The sequence below is a fragment of the Gemmata sp. genome, from assembly GCF_051859125.1.
In the GTDB taxonomy this organism is placed as follows: Bacteria; Planctomycetota; Planctomycetia; order Gemmatales; family Gemmataceae; genus Gemmata.
Genome location: NZ_JBHYGG010000126.1, coordinates 1 through 9969 on the forward strand (window position 1 = coordinate 1; position 9969 = coordinate 9969).

The window sequence follows — 9969 nt, forward strand, 5'->3', positions numbered from 1 at the left end:
GTGTTCGCGTTTGGTTTGTAGGGGCCGCCCTCCGTGGCGGCCCGCCAGTCACCTCCGCGCTTCTTGAAAGCGTTGTTGCCCCCGTCACTTCTTGTTCACCAGCTCCTTGAACGCGCCGCAGATCACCGCGGCCGCCTCGGGGCCGACGCTGTTCTCCTCGCCGTACTGGGCCTTCTTCAGCCCGTAGCAGTACGGGGCCTTCGCGTCCCACTGCCGCTTCGGGATGAAGTACCCGAGTTCGTCGTTGCCCAGGCCGATGAGCATGCGGTGCTTGCCCTTCAACTGCGGGTACAGGCCCGGCTCGGCCGGCGCGTCGGGGAAGTCGGCCCCGGGGTCGGTCGGCTCCTGCACCTTGCCCAGCACCAGCTCGGGGTAGATCTCGCCGGGCACTACCGCGACTTCGAGGTCGCCGAGCTTCAGGTACCCGACCTCGCTCTTCACCGCGATCGGCTTCGTGATGTCCCTGGTCGGGGTGAACTCCTTCGGCGTCGGCGTGCCGTCCCAGGCGTACATGGTGCGGTCGAGCGTGCCGAGCTGCCAGCCCAGGTGGTACAGCTTGTTCTCGACCGGGACGAGGATCGTTTGCGGCCGCACGTCGAACGGCGTGAGCGCGACGGGCGCGGCGGCCTTGAGCGCCGTGTCCGCGAGTTGGCCGACCAGCGTGCCGTACCGCTCGGCCTTCTCGAACGTACCGTCGGCGAGTTCCTTCCCGGCGGCGTCCCTGAGCGGCATCTTGAGCGTGGTCATGAGCCCGCCGACCGCACCCGTGAAGTACGCGACCGGGCACTCTTGCGAGGCGCGGAGGTGCTTTACCGTGTAGTACGGGAAGTCCGCGGTGACCTCGGTGTTCTTCGAGTCGAGCACCTCGGGGTGGCAGTTCCACTGCACCAGCACCCCGACGGCCTTGCCGGTCTTCGGCTCCTCGAAGCGGACGGCGACCAACTCGTCGAGCTTCACCACGGGCAGGCGGTTGTCGTAGAGCAGGCCCGCGTCGCTCGCCGAGCCGATCTTCGCCACGGCCGGAACGCGGGCCTTGTCGGCCGCCTTCACCGCCTCGACGCACCCGGCCTCGACCCGCTTCAGGTACTCGGGATCGACGCCGGACTTGAGCGGGTTCGGCCCCCACAGCCCGAGCGTGTCCGGCCCCTCGTGGTTGTGCGTCGCCGACACCATCACGTACCTGAACCCCGGCAGCGCCTCGCGCACCCGCTCGACGCTGTGCAGGAACAAGCCGACCACGTCCACCGCCACGAGCGCGATCTTGGCGTCACCGTCGGCGAGGACGACCGCCCGCACCATGATCGGGTCGTGGACCTTCTTCGCCTCGCGACCGTGCCCGAACCCGGCGATGTACACCGGCTTCTTGCCCAGTACCGGCGTGACGTCGGCCTCGCCGAACCCGACCGAGAGGTCGCCGGCCGCAACGGGGAGCGCCGCGACGAGAGCCGCGGCAAGCGCGAGAGAGAACCGCATGGGGCACCTCGGGACTGGACGTGTAGCCTCGCGAACCCTGAGCGCCAGCGAGGGGGTGCGACTTACCCCTCGCTGGCGCTCAGGGTTCGCCCCGATTCGCGTTCGTCGTGCGGCTCATCCCGCGTCGCACTCGCGCATGTAGCGGATGCTCTCGCGGGCGATCGTGTCGGGGTCCGGGGAGTAGTCGAACACCTCGACCGACACCCAGCCGGTGTAGTTCACGTCGCGGAGCGCCCGGAAGATCGGCTTGAAGTCGGTGCTGCCGAACCCGGGGCCGCGCTTGTTCGGGTCGTTCGCGTGGAAGTGGTGGAAGAACTCGGTGTTGGCGCGGATCACGTCGGGCGTCGGCGCGGCCTCGGCCGACATCGCCTTCACGTCGAGGTGCAGCTTCACGAACGGGTGCGCGAGCCGGCGGCACATCGCGGCCCCCTCCGCCGCCGTGTTCATGAAGTTCGTCTCGGCCGGCGTCAGCGGCTCCAGGCACAGGTACACCTTGCTCTGTTCGAGCGCCTTGAGCGTGTACCCGAGCGTGTCGAGCGCGAAGTCCTCGGCCTGCGCGAGCGTGTGGCCCTCGGGGATGTTGCGCTGGAACGGCGAGCCGAGCACGAGGACGTCGCCGCCCAGTTCGGCCGCGGCGCGGGCCATCTCCGCGAGGTACTCGCCGGTCTTCTTGCGAACGGCGGCGTCGGGCGAGGTGAGCTGGAACCCCTCGGTCTTCGCGAGCAGCCAGTGCAGCCCGATGATCTGCACCCCGGCGGCTTCGGCCTGCTTGCGGAGTTCGGCGCGGCGGGCGGCGGTCACGTCGGTGATCCGCGGCGCAAGTGTGAACGGCGCGACCTCGAGGCCGGTGTAGCCGAGTTCGGCGGCGCGCCCGCAGACCCGCTCGTGGTGCCAGCCCTCGAACGTCTCGTTGCAGATGGCGTACTTCGTGGTCATGGCAGCGTCAGCTCCCGGGGGCGCGGGTTCGGTTCGGTCGAATCGAGGAGGGTGAGCTTCACCGCGGCGCGGCCCTTCGCGGCCGCGTAGAACGCCGCGGGGGTGGTCGCCGGCTTGCCGTCGATGTGCGTCACCATCCAGCGGGTCGGGTTGTCGCCGAGCGCCTTGAACTTCGCCGCGGCGGGGGTGTTCGGGACCACCTCGCGGACCGTCACCCACGCGTCGACGCCGGCCGGCGCGGCGCGGGTCTGGAGGTCCTCGAAGTCCACGCGGAGCCCGAACACCGGCTCGGGCCGGACCGACGCGACCGACGGCATGTCGTGACGGAACTTCGAGAGCGTGACGTCCGCGTCGCGGACCCGGCCGAAGCGCGACAGCGTGACCCGCACCTTGGTGCCGGCGAACGCCGCCCCGACGTGCGTGAGCAGGTCGTGGAAGTCGTCGACCGGGCTGCCGTTGACGTGCGTGATGTGGTCCCCGAGCGCGAGCCCGGCCCGCTCGGCCGGCCCCCCGGGCGACAGCGCGCCGACGACGACCCGGGGCCGCGCGCCGTCGTTGAGGGTGACCCCGAGGAACCCGTACTCGACCTCCTCGCCGCGCCGCAGCACGTCCACGATGCGGCGGAAGCTCGCGGTCGCCGGCACCGCGTACCCGGGGCCGATCTCGTTCCCCCACGCGACGGCCGCGGCGTTCGTCAGGCCGATCATCTCGCCGTCGAGGTTCAGCAGCACCCCGCCGGTCAGCCCGGCGTTCGGCCTGATGTCGTACTCGAGAAGGCTCGTGTACTCGGTGGCGCGGCGGGCGACGCCGCCGGTGTCGAACTCGCGCGGCTTGTACCGCGTGTTCGTGACGCTGCCGAACCCGGCGGTCGCCTGCTGGAGCCCGAACGTCGAGCTGTACGGGTTGGTGAGCAGCACGCACAGCTTGCCGGGGTACACGGTCGCGGCCTTGTCGCCTTGCCGGCCGACCCGCACGTCGGCGAACGTGACGGCCTGCAACTTCGGGGGCGGGGCGAGGAGCTTGAGGACCGCGAGGTCGGCCCGCGCGTCGGCCGCGTGGACGTCGGCGTAGGAGCCGGTGCCGCCCGGGAGGAACACGTACACCTTGGTCGCACCATCGATGACGTGGTACGGGGTGAGGACGTACCCCTCGGGGTCGATCACCACGCCGCCGGCGCACCCGTGCTCGGCGACGCCGCGGGCGTCCGACAGGTCGAGCGACAGGCCCAGGCGGGTCCGCTCGGTAGTCGGGTTGGCCCGCACGAACTCCTTGAGGTCGAACCCGCCGAGCCTGCCCGGCGCGTCCGCCTTCTCGGGCCTCGGGTAGTGCTCGGACCGCGACACGACGACCGTTGCGACGCTCGGCCCGGCCCGTGCGACCGCGTCCCGGAGCTTCTTCTGCACGGCGGCGAGCAGTTCCTCGGCCCGCGGCTCGTCGGCGGCACCGAGCGCCCCCAGGCCGACGCACGCAGCGAGCACCGCGAGTCCGCAGATCGTTCGCATGGGCCGCCCCCACCGCCAGTGAAAGACCAGAGGACCGAACACCAGGGGACAGCGATCAGGAGAGGAGCGCCGGGCCGTTTCGCCGTCTGGCCTACTGTCCCCTGAGGTTCCGTCCTCGGGTCCTAAAGGCCCGCCTTCGCCGCCCGGATGTACGCCTCGAAGTTCGCCACCGGCGTCTCCTTGTCGACGCCGTGGTTCAGGTTCAGGATGTGCCGGTGCCCGCCGCCGGCCCTCAGGCACGCCCGCACCTCCGCGGCCACCTGCTCGGGGGTGCCCTCGCGGAGCACGTCCTCGTTCACGTTGCCCTGGAACACGAGGTGCGGGTACTCGCGGCGGGCGGCGGCGAGGTCGTGGCGGGTGCCGAGGCTGATGACCTCGGCCCCGGTCGCGCACATGCGGTCGAGGTACGGTCCCTCCTTCACGAACAGGACGCGGGGCACGCCGGTCGCGCCGGCGAACACGGCCGCGTGCTGCGGCTGCGCCCACGCCTCGTACTCCTCGGGCGTGAGCATCCCCGCCCACGAGTCGAAGAGCTGGTACAGGTCGGCCCCGTCGGCGATCAGCGTGCGGAGGAACCCGACGGTCGCCCCGGTGAGCTTCGCCAGCAGCCCGCTCCACACGTCCGGGTTCTGGTCCGCGAACCGCCGGGTGGCGGCCACGTCCTTGCCGGTGCCGATGCAGTACGTCGCGACGGTGAACGGCGCGCCGGCGAACACGATCACCGGCAACTCGCACTTCAGCTCGTCCTTCACGCGCTTGAGAAGTTGGCGGATGTGCGAGTAGGTCGCCGGGTCGGGATTCGGGTCGAGGCGGTCGAGGTCGGCCATCGTGCGAACGGGATTGTCCGGCACCGGCCCGGCCCCGGCCTTGAGCTGGAACGGGAGCCCCATCGCGACGGGCAGCGTGGTGATGTCGTAGAAGAGGATGATCGCGTCCACGCCGAGCCGCCGCGGCGCGAGCGTCCCCCGGGCGGCGCTCTCGACGTCCTCGGAGAAGGCATAGAACGGCTTGCCGGCGCGGATCTTGTTGAACTCGGGGTCCCACCGCCCGGCCTGCCGCATGGCCCAGACCGGCGGCCGCTCGATCGGTTCGCCGCGGGCGGCACGCACGAGGAGGTGGGGGGAGGAGGGTTCGGCCATGTCGTCTCGGTGCTCGTGCTACGTCACCGGCGCGGGGTCGCCCGGCTTTACTCCAACATACAAGGTGGCGATGCCGAAGGTGAGCGGTTCGTAGCGCACCTCGGCCAACCCGTGGGCGCGGAACTTCGCCGCCAGGTCCTCGTAGTCCGGGAACTTCAGCACGCTCTCCGGGAGGTACCGGTACGCGCTCTCCTTGCTCCGCGACAGGAGCTGGCCGAGGAGCGGGAGGACGTACCGGAAGTACGCGCGGTACGCCCGGCCGAAGAACCAGTGCCGAGGCTTCGAGAACTCCAGCACCGCGAGCCGCCCGCCGGGCCGCAGGACCCGCACCATCTCGGCCAGCCCGCGGTCGGTGTCGGTGATGTTCCGCAGGCCGAAGGCGTTGGTCACGAGCTGGAACGACGCGCTCGCGAACGGCAGCGACTGCGCGTCGGCCTCGACGAAGGTGACGCGGCCCGCCGCCCCGGCGGCGCGCGCCTTCTCGCCGGCCCGCACGAGCATCTCGGGACAGAAGTCGGCCCCGACGATCGGCACGGTCCCCTCAGCCGCCCGGTCATACACAAGCGCGAGGTCGCCGGTGCCGGTGCAGAGGTCGAGGATCGGCCCGCGGTCGGCCGGGGCCGGGGGGACGAGCTTCGCGGTCCGCTCGCGCCACCGCTTGTCGATGTTCAGGCTCAGGAGGTGGTTCAGGAAGTCGTACCACGGCGCGATCTGGCCGAACATCCGGCGGATGCGCACCTCGCGCTTGTCGAGCAGGTCTTCGGCCACGGATCGGTTCCCACTCGGGTAGACGGTGCTTCACAGTTTCGAGTTTCGAGTTACTTGTTTCAAGTTGACGGCCGCGGGTTGCGTGTTCGGGCGAACCCTGAGCGTGAGCGAGGGGGTAACGTTACCCCCTCGCTCGCGCTCAGGGTTCGCCAAGCCACCGGCCCAGTCCGCCCGGTGGCCGATGGCGGATGGCGGAGCCCCGAAACTCGAAACGTGGAACTCGAAACTCGAAACTCCTGATATACCCAACCGTGCCCCGGCCCCCGGCGTTAACCCCCGGAACGACAAATGCTCGAGTGCAACCGGTTCGCGATCCAGGAGCACAAGAAGGTGCTCTCGTCGGTCCAGAGCTACGACATCCGCAACGGCGACACGGGGGACCTCGTCGGCACCACGGCGGAGAACATAGGGACCGTCACGCAGCTCCTCCGGTGGGTGGTCAGCAAGCAATTGATGCCCACGACGGTCGAGGTCCGCGAGAAGCCCGACGACTCGCTCGTGTTCACGCTCCGCCGCGGGTGGTACCTGTTCCGCTCGACGGTCGAGGTCCGCGACTCACAGGGGCACCTCGTCGGCACGTTCCGCAGCAAGTTCCTGACGATCAGCGGCGGGTTCCACGTTTACGACAAGGACGGGAAGTACTTCGCGCACGTCAAGGGCCGGATGTTCGGGTTCAATTACAAGTTCCTCACGGAAGACGGCTCGGTCGAACTCGGGAGCGTCGCGAAGCGGGTCGGCGGCCTCGGCGGGCTGGCCCGGGAGGTGTTCTTCTCGGCCGACAACTACTTCCTGGAGGTGAGCCCGTCGCTCGCCGATCAGCCGATGGCGAAGATGCTGCTCCTCGCCGCGACGCTGGCGGTGGACATCATCTACAAGTCCCAGAGCAAGGGCGGCACGGGCCTCGGCGACCTCGCGGGGGAGTAATCCAGTCTTCTGGTGGGGCAGACATTCTTGTCTGCCCGGCCCACGTCTGGGCAGGCAAGAATGCCTGCCCCACCACCACAGGTCACGGTGCCGGCGTCGAGAGCATGTACACCACGAACGACGCGAGCCAGTGCTCGCCCGCGTAGTCGCCGCTGGCGATGTGCTTCAGCCCCGCCTCGGCGTGCTGGGCCGCCGACGCCACGAGCGCCCCGCGTGCCGGGGCGTCCTTCGGGAGCGCCGCCATCACGCTCCGCACGCACCACGCGCGGCTCAGGTTCAGCCCGTCGAGGTGGACGAGTTGCGGGTCGGTGCGGTCGGTCACAGTGGCCGGCTCGAACAGGTTCTTCGGCTCGCCCTTCTCCGCCCCCGGCAGGTACTTCGCGAACCACGCCGCGAACTCGGCCGGCGGCAGCACGCGGCGCATCAGGTCCGCTTCGCACAGACTCGGCGAGAGGAAGTCGGCCCCGTCCGGCTCCCACCGGGCCGGGGCGTCGTAGTCCTTGCCGAAGTAGGTTCTCGCGCGCTCCTCGATGGCCTCGCGGAGCTTGGCGTCGCCCAGTGTGGTGGCGTAGTCGTGCGCGAACGACAGCCCGAACGCGGTGTTTGAGTGCACCCCGGCCCGGATCGGGTACGTTTGCTTCGGGAAGTGCTCGACATATCGTGTGGCAATCACATGAGCGAGCGGCTTCAGGTTGACGGCCCACTTCTTCGCGTCCGCATCGTCCCAGGTGTGCAGCTCCTCGGCGAGTTTCAGGAGCCAGTTCCAGCCGTAGGGCCGCTCGAACGACTTCGCGTCCTTCCGCGAGAAGTAGTCGGCCTCGGCCCTGACGTTGGCCTCGGTGAGGTGGTCGGCCAGCACCGAGCGAATCTCCTTCGCCTCGGGCAAGTCGGGGTGCGCCTTCAGCACGCGGACGAGGAGCCAGTGCCCGTGAACGGCCGAGTGCCAGTCGAAGCAGCCGAAGAACGCGGGGTGCAGCGCCTTGGGGGTCTTCACGTCGGCGGCCCCGGCGAACACGACCCCCGGCTTGTGCGGGTACTCCTTGCTCGCACCCTTGAGGGCGAGTTTGGCGAACGCCGAGGCGTGTTCCCGCGTGAGGGTGTGCGACGGCTTCGCGGGTGCGGCCGGGGTTTGGGCGGGGGCCGAAGTTTCAGGCGGCACTTGGCTGCACCCTCCGAGAAGAGCCGCCACGAGCGGCAGCGTGTAACGGGTCATCGGAATCCCTCACGGTTGTCGCGGCGGGCCGTTGTTCGGGGCGGGCTCCCGTGGTAGCGTATTCAGGAACTGATCGAGGGGGAGTTGCGTCCAAGCCGTGAGGCGAGTGCCGCGGGTTCCGCTCTGCTCACCACACCCCGCACGCCCCACCAAACGGGTGACACATGGAATCTGAATCGCTCGACGAGCCCGTCGCCAACCCGCGGAAGCTGTCGGAAAATGGGCAGATGGCCGCCATCGGGATCTACGGGTTCCTGGTCCTCGTCGGGTTCTTCTTCGGCATCGTGACCGGGTACGAAAAGCCCCGGCCGGCCGTCGCAAAGAAGGACGAGACCACCAAGAAGGACGAGCCGGCCAAGAAGGACAGCACGGCCGCGCCGAAGACCCAGCCGCCCAAGACGACGACCCCGAACCAGCCGACCGGCACGGTCCCGAACACGCAGTACACGCCCGAACCGGACCCGAAGCCCAAGGACGAGCCGAAGACCGAGCCGGACCCGAGGCCGGAACCCAAGAAGAACGACCCGAGGACCGAGGAGCCCAAGCCCGAGCCCAAAAAGGTCGATCCCGAGCCCAAGAAGGAAGAGCCGAAGAAGGAACTGGTGTCGTCCGTGTCCTTCAAGGACGTGCACCTGATCCTGCGAGAACACTGTGCGAGTTGCCACGGGAACCCGCCGATCAAGCCGAAGGCGGACGTGGACGTCTCCACCTACGACAAGGTCATGAAGAGCCCGTCGGGGATCGGCAAGCTCATCGTCGCCGGCGACCTGAAGAAGAGCGGGCTGTGGGCCTCGATCGAGGACGGCTCGATGCCGCCCGACGGCAAGCCGAAGCCGACCCCGAAGCAGCTCGAGACGCTCAAGAACTGGATCCTCGCGGGTGCGAAGCCGCGCCGCCGAACGGTCCGCGGTAAGAGGGCCTGACCCGAACGGAACCGACCGAGCGAGCGGCGACCCCACCGGGTCGCCGCTCGCTCCATTTCTGGTGACCGCCACGGCCCCAAAGGCACCCGAGAACGCAACCGATTTCGGCGAGCCCACTGGTCAGAGTACCTTCGGCCGCTATCATAACAGTCTTATTTGTGCCCCACGCAATTGGACTGGGTTAACCGATGTACGCGATCGTTGAAGACGGCAGCCGCCAGTACCGAGCCGAGGTTGGTGCGACGTTTGTGATCGACCACCGCGAGATCGATCTGGGCCAGACGCTGGAGCTGAGCAAGGTGCTCCTGATCCAGAGCGGTTCGGACACCCTGATCGGCCGGCCCTTGGTCGAGGGTGCCCGGGTCGTTACGGAGGTCGTGGACTTCCCGAAGACCAAGACCATGACGCAGAAGTTCCGCCGCCGGAAGAACTACCGCCGGCTCAAGGGCCACACGCAACCGTACGTGCGGGTCAAGGTGACGCACATCCTGAGGGCCGGCGAGTCGGTCCCGGCGTGACCGCGACCGTTCACGTTGACGTACCCATTTTGGTGAACTATCAAGCTGTATTGCCGGTTCGGGCTCGGACCGGCGTCCGATCCCTACCCGGTAGTGTAATGGTAGCACAAGAGATTTTGGTTCTCTTTGTCTAGGTTCGAATCCTAGCCGGGTAACTACACAAGAGCCCTGCGAAACACCCGTTTCGCAGGGCTCAATCATTGATCAGCACAACGATCAGCACATCCGACGGCTTCAAGTCAATCTACGTGCCAACTGCGGTCGCGCCCCTCCCTGCGATGCCGTGCTTCGGCGGCCACGCCTCCGATAGCTCGGATCGGTTGTCCCTCAGGTTGTAATGGACAAGTTGAGGCCGAGCAGTAAGGGGGCGGCAGGGACCAGGTCGATGTACTGGATACCGTTAAGCAAGACGTGCCAGACGTGGAGCACGCCGAGCACTCGACGAGTGATGACTCGAGGCCAGAGGATCGAGCGGGTAGCGGAGCTGTTCGAGGAGGGTGTCGTGCGTGGGGTGCTGCGGGGGACGTGTGGAAAGCACCACACCCCTGGGGGCTTTCGCCCGCAGGGGTGTGG

Annotated in this window: 9 protein-coding genes and 1 tRNA gene; 4 read left to right on the forward strand and 6 right to left on the reverse strand. The window is 68.6% G+C overall.

All coding sequences use genetic code 11. From position 1 onward, the window contains the following. Positions 1 to 84: 84 nt before the first annotated feature. From ACTIGN_RS13475 to ubiE, 5 genes are all read right to left on the reverse strand, one after another. Positions 85 to 1473, reverse strand: coding sequence for a neutral/alkaline non-lysosomal ceramidase N-terminal domain-containing protein (locus ACTIGN_RS13475; protein ID WP_439624605.1), 1389 nt, complete (start codon positions 1471 to 1473; stop codon positions 85 to 87). Between the two features lie 114 nt (positions 1474 to 1587). Further along, positions 1588 to 2409, reverse strand: a complete 822-nt coding sequence (locus ACTIGN_RS13480; protein ID WP_439624607.1) for a sugar phosphate isomerase/epimerase family protein — start codon at positions 2407 to 2409, stop codon at positions 1588 to 1590. Beyond that, entirely contained in the window at positions 2406 to 3911 is a 1506-nt protein-coding gene (locus tag ACTIGN_RS13485; protein ID WP_439624609.1) for a S1C family serine protease, read from the reverse strand. Before ACTIGN_RS13485 ends, ACTIGN_RS13480 begins: the two co-directional genes overlap by 4 nt. A gap of 122 nt (positions 3912 to 4033) precedes the next feature. After that, on the reverse strand, positions 4034 to 5050 hold the full coding sequence (locus ACTIGN_RS13490; RefSeq protein WP_439624611.1) for a uroporphyrinogen decarboxylase family protein: 1017 nt from the start codon (positions 5048 to 5050) through the stop codon (positions 4034 to 4036). 18 nt (positions 5051 to 5068) lie between these two features. Beyond that, on the reverse strand, positions 5069 to 5818 hold the full coding sequence (gene ubiE / locus ACTIGN_RS13495; RefSeq protein ID WP_439624613.1) for a bifunctional demethylmenaquinone methyltransferase/2-methoxy-6-polyprenyl-1,4-benzoquinol methylase UbiE: 750 nt from the start codon (positions 5816 to 5818) through the stop codon (positions 5069 to 5071). Between the two features lie 288 nt (positions 5819 to 6106). Here ubiE and ACTIGN_RS13500 point away from each other — a divergent pair, with 288 nt between their 5' ends. Beyond that, positions 6107 to 6742 carry a phospholipid scramblase-related protein gene (locus ACTIGN_RS13500; RefSeq protein ID WP_439624615.1) on the forward strand — a complete coding sequence of 212 codons (636 nt, stop codon included), beginning with the start codon at positions 6107 to 6109 and terminating at the stop codon, positions 6740 to 6742. Positions 6743 to 6824: 82 nt separating this feature from the next. Here the strand turns inward: ACTIGN_RS13500 and ACTIGN_RS13505 are convergent, their stop codons facing one another. Then, positions 6825 to 7901, reverse strand: a complete 1077-nt coding sequence (locus tag ACTIGN_RS13505; protein WP_439624617.1) for a DUF2891 domain-containing protein — start codon at positions 7899 to 7901, stop codon at positions 6825 to 6827. Between the two features lie 218 nt (positions 7902 to 8119). Here ACTIGN_RS13505 and ACTIGN_RS13510 point away from each other — a divergent pair, with 218 nt between their 5' ends. The 3 genes from ACTIGN_RS13510 (at position 8120) to ACTIGN_RS13520 (ending at position 9551) form a co-directional block, all read left to right on the forward strand. Continuing rightward, on the forward strand, positions 8120 to 8878 hold the full coding sequence (locus ACTIGN_RS13510) for a c-type cytochrome domain-containing protein (protein WP_439624619.1): 759 nt from the start codon (positions 8120 to 8122) through the stop codon (positions 8876 to 8878). Positions 8879 to 9066: 188 nt separating this feature from the next. Continuing rightward, the gene (rplU, locus tag ACTIGN_RS13515; RefSeq protein ID WP_439624621.1) at positions 9067 to 9396 is read left to right on the forward strand and encodes a 50S ribosomal protein L21; all 330 of its coding nucleotides are present in this window, start codon (positions 9067 to 9069) and stop codon (positions 9394 to 9396) included. An 84-nt stretch (positions 9397 to 9480) separates the two neighbouring features. Beyond that, positions 9481 to 9551, forward strand: a tRNA-Gln gene (locus ACTIGN_RS13520). The last annotated feature ends 418 nt before the right edge of the window (positions 9552 to 9969 follow it).

What these genes read in the sequence shown, in the direction of transcription:
- ACTIGN_RS13475 (WP_439624605.1), bottom strand. Translation starts at nt 1,473, where the DNA reads ATGCGGTTCTCTCTCGCGCTTGCCGCGGCTCTCGTCGCGGCGCTCCCC.
- ACTIGN_RS13480 (WP_439624607.1), bottom strand. Translation starts at nt 2,409, where the DNA reads ATGACCACGAAGTACGCCATCTGCAACGAGACGTTCGAGGGCTGGCAC.
- ACTIGN_RS13485 (WP_439624609.1), bottom strand. Translation starts at nt 3,911, where the DNA reads ATGCGAACGATCTGCGGACTCGCGGTGCTCGCTGCGTGCGTCGGCCTG.
- ACTIGN_RS13490 (WP_439624611.1), bottom strand. Translation starts at nt 5,050, where the DNA reads ATGGCCGAACCCTCCTCCCCCCACCTCCTCGTGCGTGCCGCCCGCGGC.
- ACTIGN_RS13500 (WP_439624615.1), top strand. Translation starts at nt 6,107, where the DNA reads ATGCTCGAGTGCAACCGGTTCGCGATCCAGGAGCACAAGAAGGTGCTC.
- ACTIGN_RS13510 (WP_439624619.1), top strand. Translation starts at nt 8,120, where the DNA reads ATGGAATCTGAATCGCTCGACGAGCCCGTCGCCAACCCGCGGAAGCTG.
- rplU (WP_439624621.1), top strand. Translation starts at nt 9,067, where the DNA reads ATGTACGCGATCGTTGAAGACGGCAGCCGCCAGTACCGAGCCGAGGTT.